Source organism: Halomonas dongshanensis (assembly GCF_024790395.1).
Lineage (GTDB): Bacteria > Pseudomonadota > Gammaproteobacteria > Pseudomonadales > Halomonadaceae > Vreelandella > Vreelandella dongshanensis.
The window spans coordinates 251,997-269,216 of the sequence record NZ_JAJISC010000003.1 but is presented as its reverse complement, the minus strand read 5'-3'; the positions used below and the strand labels follow the sequence as shown (position 1 = coordinate 269,216).

Sequence of the window (17,220 nt, the reverse complement as noted above, 5' to 3'; positions counted from 1 at the left end):
GTCTTAACCCTGCTAATTAATCTTGATCGATCAGTTCTCCAACACGCTAAACGCCCAGACCATCTGCATGGCCTGGGCGTTTAGAGAGTCTTACTAAATTAGTATTAGTGGTGGAAGCGCTCGGCTGCCTCCTGCGCTAGCTTCTTAATGCCTGCCCAGTCTTCGGCCTCGACCATCGCTTTGGGCGTGAGCCAAGAGCCGCCAACGCACATGACATTAGGCAGTTTCAGGTACTCATCGGCGTTATCCAGCGTGATGCCGCCCGTTGGGCAAAAACGTGCTTCGCCAATAGGGCCTGCGAACGCCTTGATCGCCTTGGCGCCACCGCTTGCTTCGGCGGGGAAGAACTTGAAACGGCGGTAGCCGTACTGCCAGCCGGTCATCAGCTCGGAGACGGTGGCGACCCCCGGCAGCATGGGTACCGGGCTTTCGACGCCATAACGGTAAAGCGCTTCGGTGGTGCCGGGGGTAACCACGAAATCGGCGCCTGCCGACTCGCCCTGACGGTACTGCGCAGGCGTAAGCACCGTACCCACGCCAATGCTTGCGCCGGTCAGCTCTTTTTTCATCCGCTTGACCGCTTCCAACGCGCAGCTCGTACGCAGAGTGATTTCGAGCACGTTGAGGCCACCTTCGACCAGGGCTCGGCCCATGGGCACGGCGTCTTCGACACGGTCGATGGTGATCACCGGAATCACTTCGGCTTTGAGGCAGATGCTGTCGAGCTCGGCGGTACGCGTCGACGGAAGCTGTTTATCGATGGTCATGTTGTCTCCAAACCCGTGACTGGGCGTGCTGTGCGTTGTTAGAAGATACGCTACTAAATGCTATGAAGTATTAGGGAGCCCAGTAGATGGCCAGCGGGCAGCTTAGAAAAGCTCGGATGGGCAACTGGCGAACATCGTCGCCTCCCATGGCGCTACCGAGCACCGCGCGCTTGTCATCGCCAGTGATGTGCAAAAAGTGACGGCGTGCCTGATGCAAGCGGGCAGCGCTCAAGGTGATACGCGGCTGGGGCTGGCTCGGCGTGCGCACCGCCACCAGTGCTTCATCGGTAGTCATGGCCAAGCCAAGCTCGGGGCTATCGGGGAAAAGCGATGCGGTGTGGCCATCGCCGCCCATTCCCAACACCACCACGCTCGCGGGCCAGGCTAGCGGCTCGACGCGTCTTGCTATTTCGTCGACGCCCTGCTCCGGGGTCTCGTCAGAGGTCGTCAACGTAACGAACTCGGCGTTTGCGGCCTCGCCGATGAGCAGATGCTCGCGTACCAGCCTGGCGTTGCTGTCTTGGCTCTGGGCATCGACCCAGCGCTCGTCAGCCAGCGTTACCTGTACCCGCGCCCAGGGCAGCGGCTTTTGGGCGAGTGCGGCGAAAAACGCCACTGGCGTCGAACCGCCGGAAACCACCAGCAGCACCTTGTCTTGGCGTTCGAGATCATCGCTAAGCGCTTGATAGACGGCTTCGGCCAGCTGCTGGGCCAAGGCATTACGTGGGTTGCTCATATTAGTAATCCTCGTACCAGCTGCGTCCATCTTGGGTGATCATGGCAATCGATGCCACCGGCCCCCAGGAGCCTGCGGGATAGCGGCGCGGCGGCGTCTCGCGGGCTTTCCAGCCTTCGATCAGTTGGTCGCACCAGCGCCAGGCGTGCTCGACCTCGTCCCGACGCACGAACAGGTACTGCTGGCCTTTCATTACCTCGAGCAATAGTCGCTCGTAGGCGTCAGGAATACGCGATTTGGGAAAGGCGCTGTTGAAATCGAGATGCAGTGGCCCGGGACGCAGGCGCATGCCTTTATCCAGGCCGCTGTCCTTGGTCAGCACCTGCAGGGCGATGCCCTCTTCGGGCTGCAGACGAATGATCAACTTGTTGGAAGCGATCCCGCGCTGGTCGGGGTCGAAGATGTAGTGTGGCTGTTGGCGAAAATGAATGACGATCTGCGAGAGCTTCTCGGGCATGCGCTTGCCGGTACGCAGGTAAAACGGCACGCCTGCCCAGCGCCAGTTGGACACTTCGGTCTTCATCGCTACGAAGGTTTCGGTCTGGCTCTGGGTATTGGCACCTTCTTCGTCGAGATAGCCGGGAACGGATTTGCCGTCACTGGTGCCCGCGATGTACTGGCCGCGCACCACGTCGCGCCCCAGGGCCTCACCGGTGAAGGGCTTGAGTGCCTTGAGCACCTTGACCTTCTCGTCGCGAATGGCGTCGGCGTCGAGGTTCGAGGGTGGGTCCATGGCGATCAGGCAGAGAAGCTGTAGGAGATGGTTTTGCACCATGTCTCTGAGCTGCCCGGCATCGTCGAAATAGCCCCAACGCCCTTCGATGCCGACTTTCTCAGCCACGGTGATCTCGACGTAAGAGATGTGGTTCTGATTCCACTGGTTGCCGAATAGTGGGTTGGCAAAGCGCATGGCAATCAGGTTCTGCACCGTCTCCTTACCCAGGTAGTGATCGATGCGATAGATGCGCGACTCAGGAAACACCGCGCCGATGGCGTCGTTGATCTCGTGAGACGATTCCAGGTCGTAGCCAATGGGTTTTTCCACCACCACCCGCGTCTCGTCATCGAGGCTGCCGCTGGCGTGTAGATGGCGGCAGATATCGCCATAAATACGCGCGCCCACCGAGAGGTAAACCACCATGGGATGGCGGGCGTTGGCGCGCCAGTCGCGCAGCCCCGCGTAGCCGCTCTGCTCGGTAAAATCGAGCGCTAGGTAGTCCAGGCGCGCAAGAAAGCGCTCGATGGCTTTTTCGTCCTGCTCGCTGGGCTTTATACGCTCTTTGAGCGTAGCGGCGACCTGCTCGCGAAAGGACGCGGCATCGATGGATTGCCGTGCAAGCCCCATGATCCGCGTGGCCTGCGGCATCAGCCCTTCACGATCGAGCTGGTAGAGGGCGGGGAACAGCTTACGCATGGCCAGATCCCCCAGCGCACCAAACAGGGCCAGGTCGATAACATTCTTGTCGTCGCCCAAGGGGGCGCGGCGATCGGCGGAGGACGAACTCATCTTGGCTCCTTGCAAAGGCGGCATCCAAAGCAAAAAATCGGCGTTGGATTACCTAAAATTTATCCGAACACAGGCATAGAGCGCAACAATGTATGTAATTTTACTACAAAACCAGCGGATCCTACGCAGTGCGTTAGCAAGATCGTAAATATTAAAAGTTCTTTTAAGGGCTCTTTTAAAAACTCTTTTTACGGATTTTTTACATTAAGCTGTGCTGACATGGCGCCCACTTTCGACGCCCGCTGCTTCAAGGTTTTAGCATCATGACGGCTCTATCTCCACGACGCCATCCCTCACGCCCTCGCGGCGTAGCGTTTGAACTGTTCAAGCACTATGCGCCCATTCTCAAGATCATCTCGATATTATGGCTGATCCTGGCGCTGTTCATGCTGGTGCCGCTGGTCGTGCTGCTGCTCGAAGGCGACCCAGACGCCAAAGCGTTCGGCCTGTCCATTGCCGTAGTGCTGACGGCGGTGGCGCTGGTGACCCTGGCCACCTTTAGGGTGACCATCGAGCTCAAGCCCTGGCAGATGTTCGTCTTGACGGCAGCGAGCTGGGTGAGCATCAGCGTGTTTGCCAGCCTCCCCCTGATTCTGGGCGCGCCGCAGCTAAGCCTGACCGATGCGGTGTTCGAGTCGGTATCGGCGATCACCACTACGGGCTCGACCGTACTCTCGGGGATCGAAACGCTCTCCGATGGCCTCAAGCTATGGCGCGGGCTGATGCAATGGTTGGGCGGAATCGGCATCATCGTCATGGGCATCGCCATTTTGCCCTTTCTGAAAGTCGGCGGCATGCGCCTTTTTCATACCGAATCCTCCGACTGGTCGGACAAAGTACTGCCTCGCACCGGCGGCATCGCCAAGGCAACGCTGGGTATCTACCTGACGTTTAGCCTCGTCGCAGCGTTGGCCTACTGGCTGGCCGGAATGTTGCCGCTAGATGCCGTGGTGCACGCCATGACGTCGATCTCGACCGGCGGCTTCGCCAATTCGGACGCCTCTTTTGGCGCCTACGCCGACAGGCCCTGGCTTTTATGGATGGGCAGCTTGTTCATGTTGATGGGCGCGCTGCCTTTCGTGCTCTACATCCGTTTTTTACGCCGCAGCCGCGCTTCCCTTTGGCAGGACCAGCAGGTGCGCGGACTACTCTTGATTCTAGCGGTGGCTATCGGCGCGCTAACGCTATGGCGCGTCTTTCACGACGAGCCTCTAGGCACCTCGCTCACCCACGCCACCTTCAACGTCGTCTCCGTGGTCACGACATCAGGCTACGCCTCCAGCGATTACACGCTTTGGGGCAGCTTTCCCATTGCCGTGTTCTTTTACTTGACCTTCATCGGCGGCTGTAGCGGCTCGACGAGCGGCGGCATGAAGGTGTTCCGCCTACAAATCGCGCTTTTGATGCTGCGCAACCAGCTGCGCTATTTGATTCACGCCAACGGCGTCTTCACCACCCGCTACAACGGTCAGAGCGTGAGCGGTGACGTTAGCCGAGGCGTGGTGGCCTTCTCGTTCTTCTTCTTTCTCACCATTGCCGCCTTGGCTTTGGCGCTAGCGGCCATGGGGCTCGATTTCGTAACAGCGCTTTCGGGCGCGGCCACCGCCGTCACCAACGTCGGCCCCGGCCTTGGCGACATCATCGGCCCGGCGGGTAATTTCGCTCCCCTGCCCAGCGCTGCCAAGTGGCTCTTGTGCCTGGGCATGCTTATGGGCCGCCTGGAGATCTTGACCGTCGTAGTCCTGCTGACGCCTATGTTCTGGAAACGCTAGTTCTGGAAACGCTAGTTCTGGAAACGATATCTTTGGAAACGCTAAAGCGCCTCTACCTGTAAGCGATAACCCAGGCCCGCCTCGGTTTGGAGCAGAAACGGCGCTTGTGGGTCGTCGCCGAGCTTCTGGCGCAGCCGACTGACCACGATGCGCAGGTAATGGGTGTCATCCACGTGGGTGGGGCCCCACACCTCCTTGAGTAGCTGATTCTGGGTGACGATACGCCCGGCATAGCGGCACAGCCGCTCGATCACCGCGAACTCCTTACGGGTGAGATGCACCTCTTCGCCGTTCAAGATAGTCCGACGAAGCCCCAGGTCGATAGTGAGGGCGCCGCGCCCATAGCGCTTGGCACGACGCTCGCCCTTGGCCTGCTGGGCGTGGCGCAACACCGCACGCACCCGGGCCAAAAGCTCCTGAATGCCGAACGGCTTGGTCACGTAGTCGTTGGCACCATGATCGAGCGCCGTCACCTTGTCCTCTTCGCGCTCGCGTACCGAGACTACGATGACCGGAACATCACTCTGCTCGCGAATCGCCAGTAGCACTTCCTGCCCATCCATGTCAGGCAGCCCCAAATCCAGTAGCACCAAATCCACCGAGCGGGTGAAGGCCGTCGCCAGCGCCTGCTCGCCGCTACCCGCCTCGATCACCTCATAGCCCTGAGACGCCAGGCTGATGCGCAGAAAGCGCCGAATCTGCTGCTCGTCGTCGACGATGAGAATGCACCCGCCTTCCTTATCGCTCATTGCTCTTCCCCGGCCCTCATTGAATACGCTCGCACGCTGGCGAAATGATTGACTTTATCAACATTGACTTTCGGCGCAAGGCTGAATATGTTGACCAAGTCAACTAATAGGTTTTCCATGCAACATCGTTATCTAGCCGATCCGCTACAGCAGCTCACCCACGCTTATCGCGCCTACATGCGTCGCGCCATCGAGGCCGCCGAAATCGGCATTCCCGCCGCGCACGTACGCGTGCTCAAGGGCATCGAGGCCGCGCCCTCCTGTACGGCCCAACACCTGGCTAACTGTCTGCGCCGCGACCGCGCTCAGATCACGCGCATGCTCAAGGATCTGCTTGATAATCAACTGATCGAAAAGCGTGATCATCCGCACGATAGGCGCAGCCAGTGGCTAACGCTGACCGCCAGCGGAGAAGCGCTGTTGGAGCAGGTACAGCGCCTGGAAAAAGCGGCTGCCGCGCAAATGACCGCGGGGCTGAGCACACTCGAGGTCGATAACTTCATTCGCCTGACCCGCCACATGACGGCACGACTCGATGCCTAATTCACGCATACGCTCCTCCACCCTTTACGATTCACCCCTCATCGCCAAGGAGACGCCCATGGCTCGCCCTGCTCCCCGTACCCTCAACGTCGTCGCCTCTACTCCGGTCACCCCGCACATGCTGCGCATCACGCTTGGCGGCGCCGGCATCGACCATTTTCCTGCTGAACAGGAGAGCGCCTATATCAAGCTCATTTTCGAGCACCCCGGCGAAGAGCGCCCCTTGATGCGCACCTACACCGTGCGCAAGCAACGTGAGAACGAGTTCGACGTCGACTTCGTGCTGCACGAACCCGCAGGCCCCGCCGCCCAGTGGGCCAAAAACGCGCGCCCGGGCGATCCTATTCTGATCGGCGGGCCGGGGCCGAAAAAGCTCGTCGACAACAGCGCCGACTGGTTTCTGATCGTCGGCGACATGACGGCCCTGCCCGCGGTCAGCGTCAACCTCGAGCAATTACCCGACGATGCCAAAGGGTACGCCGTGATCGAGGTGCTCGACGAGCGCGACATTCAACCCCTCGACCACCCCGCGGGCGTCGAGCTGCACTGGCTGGTCAACCCCCATCCTGGGCAGGCAAGCGTTTTGCTCGACCGGGTGCGCGCGCTCGAGTGGCTGCCGGGGCGTCCCAGCATTTGGGCTGCCTGCGAATTCAGCGGTATGCGCGCGCTGCGCCAACACTTCAAAGAAGAGCGCCAGGTCGAGCGCCGTGATCTATATATCTCCAGCTACTGGAAACTCGGCAGCAGCGAAGACCAGCACAAACGCGTCAAGAGCGAAGATACCGCCGCTTTTGAAGCGCAGTCGTCTTAATCGAGCGCGTCGCTGACGCGGGGCAGCGGTAGCGTGACCCGAATCCGCGTACCGCGCCCCTGCTCGCCCGGCAGCGCCTCGATGGTGCCGCCGTGGGCGCCAATCATTCCTCGGCAGATGGCGAGCCCTAGGCCGCTGCCGTGGGCGCTACGGTCGCCGTCACCGCCGCTGTAGAACATGTCGAATACCCGTTCGCGCAGCGCATAATCGATGCCCGGCCCCTGGTCGGCAACGGTGATCTGCAGGCACGGTGCTCCCGCCTTATCCCTCTGGGCATCTTCGACCCGAGCATCAATGTGAACCACGCCGCCTTCTGGAGAGAAACGCTGGGCGTTGTCGAGGATATTGACCAGCGCCTGCTCGATCAGCGCGGGATGTACGTACAAAAGCGGCAGCGTCGGGGGCCAGCTTTTGTGCACGTTGATATGTTTGAGCGACTGCTCCAAACGCTTTAGAGCGGCGTTGATCACGTCATCGAAGGCCACCCAGTCGCGTTCGAGCTTGAGCGTGCCGTGCCCCAGCCGGGTCATATCCAACAGGTTCTGTATGTAGCGGTTGAGCCGCTCGCTCTCGGTGAGAATACCGTCCAACAGCTCGCGCTGGTCAGCATCGCTCAGTTGCGCTCTGAGCTCGATGAGCGAACTCGCAGCACCCATGATCGAGGCAAGTGGCGTACGCAAGTCATGCGACACCGAAGCCAGCAGCGCCGAGCGCAGGCGCTCGTTCTCCTCGGAGACCCGGGTGGCGCCAAGCTCTGCCACCAGCCGCGTACGTTCGAGCGCCATGCCCAATTGACGCACCAGGGTGTCGATCAATGCCTCGTCATCCTGAGTGAGCAGCGTCGCACGCGTCGATAGCTTCATGGCCAGCATGCCGACCCGCTCGCGCTGAACTACCAATGGCACCAGACGCCAGGCCTGCTGGCTCAGGGTCTGAGTGCCAAAACCGCTGGCCTTACCGTGCTGCCAGCTCCATACCGCCGCCTGACGGGCAGGCGTATCCAGCCGTTCGGAGGCAGGCCAGACATGGGCCACGCTGGTCTCGGTCGCTGTTTCGGCGCTATCGATGAACGCCACCGGCACGCTGAAGCAGCGCGCTAGCGTGTCCACGCCCACGCGTGCCACTTCGGCTGCATCCGTCGCCGTCGACAGCTTTTGCGCATAGCCCAGCAAAAGCTGGGTTTGATCGCGGCTGGCGCGCAGCTGCATTAGCCGCTGGCGGCCACGCCCAGCCAGCTGCCCCACCACCGTCGCCACTAGTAAAAAGAAGATCACCGTCACTAATTGGCCGCGCTGGCTCATGGCAAAGGTCATACGCGGGTCGGTGAAGAAGAAATTGAAAAGCAGAAACCCAGCCACCGCGCTGAGCATGGCCATCGAGGTGCCCATCCAGGCAGCGCTGAACAGCACCGCCGAGAGAAATAGCAGCGACAGATTGGCAAGCTCTAACCAGGGTTCGAGCAATAGCGCAAGCCCCAGCGCCCCCACTGTGATCAATAGCGTTAGCGCCACACGGGGCAGCGTCACGTCTAGCGGGCGCAGACGGCGAAGCCGCCGCCGTGGATGCGATGTGCGGGCAACGGCTACCACGTCGAAACTCTCGGCGTGATCGAGCAGGCGATGCGCGAGCGGCCTTGGCCAGCGCCAAAGCCGAGGCGAAGCGGGCCGCCCCACCACCAGGGTGGTCGCGTTCATCGCCCGGGCATGATCGAGCACTTCTCCCAAGGCGTCGCCGCCTTTTAGCCGCAGCGTTTCGCCCCCCAGGCGCTGGGCCAAGCTGAACGCCTCTTCCACCGCCAGGTGGCGTGCGGGTGACAGGCGACCAGCATCGACAAAGGCCACCTGCCAACTGGCCAAACGCTTCTCTGCCAAACGGTGGGCGGCGCGCACCAGGGCGATATCCTCGTCACCGGCCTCGAGTACCACCAAAAGGCGCGGGCGCACCGGCCAGGGACCTTCATTGCCACCGGCATCCATCGCCAGACGCACGTCGGCATCCACGCGTTCAGCCATGGTTTGGATCGCCAGCTCGCGCAGCGCATGGAGGTTAGAGATGTTGAAATAGCCCTCCATGGCAGCGCGGGCCTGCTCCGGCACGTACACCTTGCCCCGGCGCAAACGCTCGAGCAGCTCTTGCGGCGTCAAATCGACCAGCGATACGTCGCGGGCGCGCTCGATCAGCGTATCCGGTACGGTCTCGCGCATCCGGACACCGGTAATGCGGGCAACGTCATCGTTGAGGCTTTCCAGGTGCTGGACGTTGACCGTGGTCCAGACATCGATGCCCGCGTCGAGCAGCTCCTCGATGTCCTGATAGCGCCTGGGGTGGCGGCTGCCGGGAATGTTGCGGTGCGCCAGCTCGTCGACCAGCAGAATGTCCGGCCGTCGTGCTAGTGCGGCGTCGATATCGAACTCGTGAAAGGTCTGGTCGCGATAGGCCAGTGGCGCCAACGCCAGACGCTCGAGCCCGTCGCAGAGCGCCTCGGTATCGCGGCGACCGTGGGACTCGACCACCCCGATGACCACATCCTCGCCCTCCTCGGCGTGCTCTTTGGCCGTGCGCAGCATGGTGAAGGTCTTGCCAACGCCAGGGGCGGCCCCTAGAAATACACGCAAACAACCGCGCGCCTCTCGGCGCGCGGCGTGTAGCAAGGTATCGGGATCCGGACGTCGATCCGACGAATACATGGGTCACTCCATCCCGGTTGAAGGAGGCGGGAAGCGATCATCGAGGCGGGCATTCAACACCAGCACGTTGACCACCGGCGAACCGAGCCAGCCGGTATGCTCGAGGGATTCATCCACCAGCGCCATGACGCTAGCTTCCTCGATTCCGCGCGCGCGCGCCACCCTGGCCACCTGGATATCCGCCGCCGCGGGCGAGATGTGCGGGTCGATGCCCGACCCCGAAGCGGTAATCAGATCCAGCGGCACGCGATCGAGGCTCCCCCCCTCACGGGCGGCCACGGCGGCAGCATCAGCGCTTGCACGCTCACGCAGCTCAAGGCTATCCGGTGCCAGGTTAGAGCCAACGACCTCGCCTGCATCGTTACCCGCCGACGAAGGGCGCCCAATGAAATACGCCTCTCCGACGAAGGTTTGCGCCACCAGGCGCGAGCCAATGACGCGCCCATCCTCGGCGTGGATAAGGCTACCTTTGCCTTGATCGGGAAATAGCATCCCGCCCACCCAGGTCGTCACCAGCGGGTAAAAAAGACCGAGTAAAATGGCCATGACCAGCATGAAGCGGAGTGCCTGAACCCAGGGGGCTCGACTGGCCATCGGCTCATTCGATGAGTTGGCTGTTTGCATCTCGTTTCTCCTGAAAGTGGAACGGCGTCGCGGTGTCACACAAACGGCGCGATCAAGGTGTCGAAAAGCTTGATCATGGGGAATGGCAGCAAGAGCCCACCTACGCCGTAGATCAGCAAGTTGCGACGTAGAAGCTCCGTTGCTGACGCCACCTTGACCGATACCCCGCGCAGAGCAAAGGGGATCAGCGCGGGGATGATCAGTGCGTTGAAGACGACCGCCGCGAGTACGGCGCTGGTCGGCGAGTGCAGGTTCATCACGTCGAGCATGCCAAGCGCCGGTACACTCGCGGCGAACAGCGCCGGTAGAATGACGAAGTATTTGGCCACGTCGTTGGCGAGCGAAAAGGTGGTCAAGGCACCGCGAGTGACCAGCAACTGCTTGCCGATCTCGACGGCGCTGATCAGCTTGCCGGGGTCGGAATCGAGATCGACCATGTTGGCCGCTTCCCGCGCCGCCTGGGTGCCCGAGTTCATGGCCAACCCCAGATCCGCCTGAGCGAGCGCCGGGGCATCGTTGGTGCCATCGCCCACCATCGCCACCAGCCGCCCGCTGGCCTGCTCCTCGCGAATCAGCGCCAGCTTGCGCTCGGGCGTGGCCTCGGCGATGTAGTCGTCCACCCCGGCCGTGGCGGCAATGGCCGAGGCGGTGATCGGGTTGTCGCCGGTGATCATCACCGTCTTGATACCCAAAGCCCGCAGCTCAAGAAACTTCTCGGCAATGCCCTCCTTGATCACGTCGGAAAGCGCAATCACACCCAGCAGCGTCTGGCCTTCGGCCACCGCAATCGGCGTTGCACCATCGCGGGAGATACGCGCAACCAGCGCATCGAAATCCCCCGGCACCACGCCGCCCTGTGCCGCGACCCAGGCAGCAATGGCGTTGGGCGCGCCTTTACGCAGCTGCTTACCGCTGGTCAGATCGACGCCTGACAGCCGCGTTTCGGCACTGAAGGCGATAAAGGTCGCACCATCAGCCTCTTCGCCAAGCTGCACGTCGACGCCCTTGGCGCTGGCAAGTGTGACGATCGAACGCCCCTCCGGCGTGGGGTCGTCGAGCGAGGAAAGAAAGGCGACATCGCGCAGAGGCTCGAAGCGCACGCGCTGGCAGGCAGCAAAATCGGTGGCCCGACGATCGCCAAGGGTGATGGTGCCTGTCTTGTCGAGCAGCAGGGTATCGATGCTGCCAGCAATCTCCACCGCCTTGCCCGACTTAGCCACCAGGTTGGCGCGCATCGCCCGCGACATACCGGCGATACCGATGGCAGGCAGGAGCCCGCCAATGGTAGTGGGAATCAAGCAGATCAAGAGCGCCACCAGCATGACCGTGGACGTCTCGACGCCAACGAAACTCGCCATCGGCACCAGCGTGACCACGACCAGCAGAAACACCAGCGTGAGCATGGCAAGCAAGACCGACAGCGCAAGCTCCGACGGCGTTTTCTGACGACTCGCCCCCTCCACCAGCGCAATCATGCGATCCAGAAGCGACTCGCCGGGGTTAGCGCTGACCTCGATCACCAGCGTATCGCTGAGCACCTTGGTACCTGCGCTCACGCCGCTGTTATCGGTGCCCGCTTCGCGCAGCACGGGGGCCGACTCACCGGTTACCGCCGACTCGTTAATCGAGGCCGCTCCCTTGACGATATCGCCGTCGGCGGGAATCAGCTCCCCGGCCTCGACCTGCACCCGGTCGCCCCGCCTAAGCTCAGTGGCCGCGACGTTTTCGAGCTGGCCATCGGCACTCAAACGGCGTGCCGTAAGGGCACTTTTGGTCTGCCGCAGCGCGCCCGCCTGGGCCTTGCCGCGCGACTCTGCTAGCGCCTCGGCGCCGGTGGCAAAAAGCAGCGTTGCCAAGAGTAACAGCGCGATCGTCAGCGCAAAGCCACCCCCTTCTCCCTCGGCAAAGCCGATAGGCGTCATCACAAAGCAGACCAGCGTGCCGATGGCCACGACCATCATCACCGGATTGCGCGCCAGCTGTGTCGGCGCCAACCCTTTCACGGCCTGGCCCACGAGGTTGAATTCTCTTTTCGACATCTCGTTTTTCTCCTAAAAACCTGTGCCGCTGGTAACGGCTTCGCCGATCGGCCCGAGCACCAGCGCAGGCAGGAACCCCAACAGGTTGACGATCACGATGACGCCTGCGGTCAATCCCATGAAGGCGGCGCTATCCATCGCCAATGTGCCTCGGCCACTTGGCGCGCTGCGCTTGGTCACAAGCCATCCGGCAACGGCCAGCGGTACCAGCATGGGCACGAAGCGGCCAACCAGCAGCGCTACCACACAGGTCAAATTCCACCAGGGCGTGTCATCCCCCAGGCCTTCGAAGCCCGAGCCGTTATTGGCGAATGCCGAGGTGAACTCATAAAGCACCTGGGAAAGACCGTGGAAGCCCGCGTTAGAGGTCTGCGCAAGGCCTGGCAGCGCCACGGTGAGCGCCGTCAGCCCCAGAATCACCAGCGGTTGGGCGAGGATGGCCAGTGAAATCCAGCGCATCTCCCGGGTTTCCAACGGCTTACCGAAGAGCTCCGGCGCGCGCCCCACCATGAGCGAGCCGATGAACGCCGCCAGCATCAGGTAGAGCAGAAAACCAATCAGCCCCACGCCGATGCCGCCGAAGGTCACGTTCACGAACATGTCCATTAGCAGCATCATGCCGCCCAGCGGGTTGAAGCTGTCGTGCATGGCGTTGACCGAGCCGTTGGAGGTCTGGGTCGTCCAACTGCCCCACAGCGCCGAAAGGTCGGTGCCAAAACGCAGCTCCTTGCCCTCCAGGTTGCCCTGAAGCCCCGCATCAGTTTGATAGAGCCCGGTCAGGGCCGCGTTGGGCATCCGCTCGGACATCACCACGGCTGAGGTGGAAACCAGCGAAAAGGCCAGCATGACCGCGCCGATACCCACCATGAGGCGGCGCCGATTGGCGATCAGCGCAATGGCGACCAGTAGCGCCACGGGAATCAGCATGATGGAGGCCGTCTCGATTACGTTGGCAAGCGGCGTCGGATTCTCCAGCGGCACGCTCGAGTTGGGTCCGAACCAACCCCCACCGTTGGTACCCAACTGCTTGATCGCGACCATGGAAGCAACCGGCCCCAATGGCACGCTCTGTACCTCCTCTACCTGCGGATCGAGCATCTCGACCTGGTGCGACGCCTGATAGCTCGCGGGCACGCCCTGCCAGGTCAGCATCAGCGCCACGGCCGCCGCCAGCGGCAGCAGTACGCGCACTACCAGCCGGGTCATGTCGTGGTAGTAGTTGCCCACCCCCAACGCACCATCGGCACGTTTTTTCAGCAGCGTGCGGGCAATGGCAATCAGCACCGCCGCCCCTGTGGCAGGGGTGACGAACTGAAGCGTCACGATGGCCAGCGTCTGGCTCAGGTGCGAAAGCTGCGCTTGGCCCGAGTAGTGCTGCTGGTTGGTATTGGTCGCGAACGAGACCGCTGTATGCAGCGCGGTATCCCAGGGCATGCCGGGAATGGCATCCGGGTTGAGCGGCAACAGGCCCTGGCCCATGAACAAAAGCCAGGCAAAAACGATCAGGGCACCGTGGAGCTTTACTATCGCCATCGCGTAGGCCTGCCAGCTCATGGCGTGGTCGGGTCGGAGTCCGCTCAGGCGGTAAATCGGCGTTTCGATCACCCCGAACAGCGTATCCAGGCGCCCACGCCGCTCACCCACCGCGTTGGCGATATAGGCGCCCAGCGGCACGGCCAGAAGCGCCACCACGGCGTAGATAGCAATCACGTCGTTCATGACGATCTCCTAGAACCGTTCGGGGCGAACGAGGGCGTAGAACAGATACGCCGCCGTTCCCAGGGCGACGAGCAGTAACAGCAAATTCATCGAGAGCTTCCTCTTGAGGTAATCCGTATGGACCGAGAAAGCGTACGTAGGCAGGGCGTAAAAATTCGATGACGATTACGCCACTTGGCGTCAAGAAAGCGTAAAAAAACGGCCCCGAGGGCTAATTCCAGTCAGTTAAGGCTGAGGCATTGACCATTAGTCCGCAAACCATAAAATCTGATGTCTGGATACGAACATCAGGTTTTTTTTATGCGTCTGTTAGAAGCGCTATCCCTTACCCAAGATATGGCTGCATACCCTCATGCTCTTAAAGGGCTCGGCGAGCTGTTTGATCCCGGAATAGTCAGGCAGGCCTTTGAAACGGCTGGTATCTCGAGCACTCGTAAAAGACGTCTCCCGCTCGGAAGCCTGGTCTGGGGCATCATCAGCATGGCGCAGTTTCGCAGGAGGTCAGCATGGGATATGGTCAATCACATGGACGTCATGCTGCTTGGCAAGCGCCCACTCGTTACCCCCAGCGCTGTGATTCAGGGGCATCAACGCATGGGGAGTAAAGCGTTGCGTGAAATATTCACGCTGACTCAGTAGCGATGGCATGAGGAGGCCCGGTATCCTCAGTGGCTGGAGTTGACGTTGCTCGATGTGGACGGCCTTGTCTGGAACACTCCCTACACAAGAAAATCGTCTGCAATACAGTAGCGCGACCGATCAGCATGGCGATGGTAGCTACCCTCGGGTTTGCGAAGCTTGCCAGGTGGAGCTGACTAGCCATCTGCCGTGCGGCAGCGTCTTTGACAGCTAGCACACTAATTAGATGAGACTGGCCGAGCAGCTCATGGTCGGCACGCCAGATAATTTTCTGACTCTGTTCGATAAAGGGTTCTTGCACCACTAGCAGTCTCAGGGGCAGCAGCGACACTGGTTGATTTCCCTAAAAAGGGGAGCTGGTGCATCAGCGTGGGGCCTACGATGCACACGTTGTCCTGCGCACCTCTTCTTAAGCCCGCAAGCAATGGCCCGACTTGCCAGTAAACATCCAGATGCGTCTGCTGAGCAAAAGAATCAAGGGAAAAGTCGTCAGTGTCCTCACCTCGATGACTGATCCACTGCGCTTACCTAGTGAAAAAATCACCCACTTTTACAGTCAGAGCTGGGAAATCGAACTGGGTTATCGAGAGATCAAGCAAGCGATGCTCGGTAGAGAGGACGTCCTGCGCAACAAAAGGTCGGAGATGATTGCACAGGAATTATAGGACGTGCTGCTGGGGTACAACCTTCTACGCTACCAGATGATGCTGATGGCTCGCCAATGCCCTGGCGTCTATGTCAGCCCCAAGCAGTACTGTCCCCTTCGTCCCATTCTAAAATGTCCCCTTTCATTTCCTGGTGGGGCTGTGGCGGAGGAATACCTGACAATGAGTCATCGGGAAGTGGATCGGCTTGCCGTGATACAGCGAGTCGTTGATAAGCAGCTCAAGCAACGCGAAGCCGCCGCTCAGCTCGGCCTGACCACGCGACAGATCAAGCGGCTCGTACAGCGCTATCGTGATGCTGGCCCTGCCGGACTTGTGTCTCGGCGGCGCGGCAAAGCCCCCAACAATGCCATACCCCCAGAGGTGCGGACACAGATCCTGACGCTTATCCGCACCTACTATCTCGACTTCGGTCCGACGCTGGCGTGCGAGAAGCTTCAGACGCGTCATGCACACCGCCTCTCGGCCGAGACCCTGCGCCAATGGATGATCGATGACGGGATCTGGGCACCCACGTCACGCCGTCTACCCCATGTCCATCATGCGTCGCCTTCGGCGCGCCCGATTCGGCGAACTGATCCAGATCGATGGCTCGCCACACGATTGGTTCGAGTCTCGCGGCCCGTACTGCACGCTGCTCGTCTTCATCGACGATGCCACTAGCTGTTTGTTGGCGCTGCGCTTCGTGCCCGCAGAGACGACTCAAGGCTACATGCAGACCCTCGGCCACTATCTCGAAGCGCACGGGCGGCCCGTGGCGATCTATTCGGATCGTCACAGCATCTTTCGCGTCAACCGACGGGACGGCGAAGGAGAGCTGACGCAGTTCTCGCGCGCCCTCGCCACTCTGGATATCGCCGCCATTCATGCCAACACCCCGCAAGCCAAGGGACGCGTGGAGCGCGCCAATCAGACGCTGCAGGATCGGCTCGTCAAGGAGCTGGCTGGTCGGCATTAGCGACATGGAGACCGCCAACGCGTTCCTGCCGACGTTCATCGCCGAGTACAACGCCCGCTTTGGCGTCACACCGCGTCACCCGGAAGATGCCCATCGCCCGGTGTTGCATACGCCTGCAGAAGTCGACTGGATCTTGTCCCGACAGCACACGCGCAAGCTGTCAAAAAACCTCTGCTCCAGTTCAGGCACCGGGAATACCAGATTCAAGGCAAGGGGCGTGGTTATCGATTGCGTGGCGCCGCAGTCACCCTCTGCGAAGCATTGGATGGCAGGATCACCGCGCTACATGAAGGGAGACCCTTGACCTGGAAGGTCCTGGCCGAGGGCGAGGTCGCGATTCCAGTGGAGGACGAAAAGAGCGTTCGCCAGCATGTGGAGCGGGTGCTGAACGATCAGCAGGCGAGGCCGAAGTACAAACCGGCTGCAGACCACCCTTGGAAACGTCCCATCGTCAATAACGCCAAGACGACGCCCCCCTGAACAGATGGCGTTCCGTTCAGGGGACATTTCTCACTGGTTCAAAAGGGGACATCTCTGCTTTGCGTTGACAATGCCCTGGCGTCTACTTTTGCGAAATGAGCTTCACCGCCTGTAGCTGGGCAATACCGGGCTTGCTGCAAGGCACTTCACTGCATCAGCCGAGCTGGTTTCTAGCAAGACTACAGACCTCGGCGGCACAATATGTCCTGCCCATCGCAGGCCTGATCGGTGGTTCACGAGAGCCTGAAGCAGCGGAAGACAAAGTATCCTTGTCGAAGATGAAAATGCCAATCAGCTTAACTGGCTGGCATTATCGCAAGGGGCCGCGAAGTGTGTGGAACGTGGCAATGGGCGGTACCGCCAGCATATTACGAAAAGCGGCGTTTCATGCATGAATTCAGGCACCAGTTATAGTCGAACGGCTGGCGTTACAGTTTTATTTCGATCACATACTGCAGCAGCCTGTGATCCAGGCTCAGATCGGCATACATCTGATTTAGGCGATGGCTTTCCACTTCAGGTTC

At 60.9% G+C, this 17,220-nt stretch carries 13 protein-coding genes and 1 pseudogene; 5 read left to right on the top strand and 9 right to left on the bottom strand.

Translation table 11 applies throughout. The features are described from left to right. Positions 1 to 104: 104 nt before the first annotated feature. The 3 genes from LLY24_RS07995 to zwf form a co-directional block, all read right to left on the bottom strand. The gene (locus tag LLY24_RS07995; protein ID WP_259035757.1) at positions 105 to 767 is read right to left on the bottom strand and encodes a bifunctional 4-hydroxy-2-oxoglutarate aldolase/2-dehydro-3-deoxy-phosphogluconate aldolase; all 663 of its coding nucleotides are present in this window, start codon (positions 765 to 767) and stop codon (positions 105 to 107) included. Positions 768 to 837: 70 nt separating this feature from the next. Then, the gene (pgl, locus tag LLY24_RS07990; RefSeq protein WP_259035756.1) at positions 838 to 1,503 is read right to left on the bottom strand and encodes a 6-phosphogluconolactonase; all 666 of its coding nucleotides are present in this window, start codon (positions 1,501 to 1,503) and stop codon (positions 838 to 840) included. A gap of 1 nt (position 1,504) precedes the next feature. Beyond that, positions 1,505 to 3,010, bottom strand: a complete 1,506-nt coding sequence (gene zwf / locus LLY24_RS07985) for a glucose-6-phosphate dehydrogenase (RefSeq protein ID WP_259035755.1) — start codon at positions 3,008 to 3,010, stop codon at positions 1,505 to 1,507. 263 nt (positions 3,011 to 3,273) lie between these two features. Between zwf and LLY24_RS07980 the strand changes: the two genes are divergently transcribed. Continuing rightward, a complete protein-coding gene (locus LLY24_RS07980; protein WP_259035754.1) occupies positions 3,274 to 4,782 on the top strand; it encodes a TrkH family potassium uptake protein in 1,509 nt (502 codons plus the stop codon). A gap of 41 nt (positions 4,783 to 4,823) precedes the next feature. Here LLY24_RS07980 and LLY24_RS07975 read toward each other — a convergent pair whose 3' ends face one another. After that, positions 4,824 to 5,531 (bottom strand): response regulator, encoded by a 708-nt coding sequence (locus LLY24_RS07975; protein WP_259035753.1) that lies wholly within the window; start codon positions 5,529 to 5,531, stop codon positions 4,824 to 4,826. Between the two features lie 117 nt (positions 5,532 to 5,648). On the opposite strand from LLY24_RS07975, the gene LLY24_RS07970 reads away from it, so the two are divergent. Together LLY24_RS07970 and LLY24_RS07965 are read left to right on the top strand one after the other, a co-directional pair. After that, entirely contained in the window at positions 5,649 to 6,074 is a 426-nt protein-coding gene (locus LLY24_RS07970; RefSeq protein WP_259035752.1) for a MarR family winged helix-turn-helix transcriptional regulator, read from the top strand. Between the two features lie 58 nt (positions 6,075 to 6,132). Next, positions 6,133 to 6,885 carry a siderophore-interacting protein gene (locus tag LLY24_RS07965; protein ID WP_259035751.1) on the top strand — a complete coding sequence of 251 codons (753 nt, stop codon included), beginning with the start codon at positions 6,133 to 6,135 and terminating at the stop codon, positions 6,883 to 6,885. Here the strand turns inward: LLY24_RS07965 and LLY24_RS07960 are convergent. Genes LLY24_RS07960 through kdpF form a run of 5 tightly spaced genes read right to left on the bottom strand, consistent with a single transcriptional unit; the run spans position 6,882 to position 14,044 of the window. Beyond that, positions 6,882 to 9,572 carry a sensor histidine kinase gene (locus LLY24_RS07960; protein WP_259035750.1) on the bottom strand — a complete coding sequence of 897 codons (2,691 nt, stop codon included), beginning with the start codon at positions 9,570 to 9,572 and terminating at the stop codon, positions 6,882 to 6,884. The genes LLY24_RS07965 and LLY24_RS07960 overlap by 4 nt on opposite strands. 3 nt (positions 9,573 to 9,575) lie before the next feature. Then, a complete protein-coding gene (kdpC, locus tag LLY24_RS07955) occupies positions 9,576 to 10,196 on the bottom strand; it encodes a potassium-transporting ATPase subunit KdpC (protein WP_259035749.1) in 621 nt (206 codons plus the stop codon). Positions 10,197 to 10,231: 35 nt separating this feature from the next. After that, entirely contained in the window at positions 10,232 to 12,235 is a 2,004-nt protein-coding gene (gene kdpB / locus LLY24_RS07950) for a potassium-transporting ATPase subunit KdpB (protein WP_259035748.1), read from the bottom strand. A 12-nt stretch (positions 12,236 to 12,247) separates the two neighbouring features. Further along, on the bottom strand, positions 12,248 to 13,954 hold the full coding sequence (kdpA, locus tag LLY24_RS07945; protein WP_259035747.1) for a potassium-transporting ATPase subunit KdpA: 1,707 nt from the start codon (positions 13,952 to 13,954) through the stop codon (positions 12,248 to 12,250). Between the two features lie 9 nt (positions 13,955 to 13,963). Continuing rightward, complete coding sequence (gene kdpF, locus LLY24_RS18360; RefSeq protein WP_259035968.1) at positions 13,964 to 14,044, bottom strand: K(+)-transporting ATPase subunit F; 81 nt, start codon at positions 14,042 to 14,044, stop codon at positions 13,964 to 13,966. A 210-nt stretch (positions 14,045 to 14,254) separates the two neighbouring features. Here kdpF and LLY24_RS07935 point away from each other — a divergent pair, with 210 nt between their 5' ends. Continuing rightward, positions 14,255 to 14,593, top strand: coding sequence for a transposase domain-containing protein (locus LLY24_RS07935; RefSeq protein ID WP_259035746.1), 339 nt, complete (start codon positions 14,255 to 14,257; stop codon positions 14,591 to 14,593). An 827-nt stretch (positions 14,594 to 15,420) separates the two neighbouring features. Beyond that, positions 15,421 to 16,696: pseudogene (locus LLY24_RS18355) on the top strand (ISNCY family transposase). Positions 16,697 to 17,220: the final 524 nt, after the last annotated feature.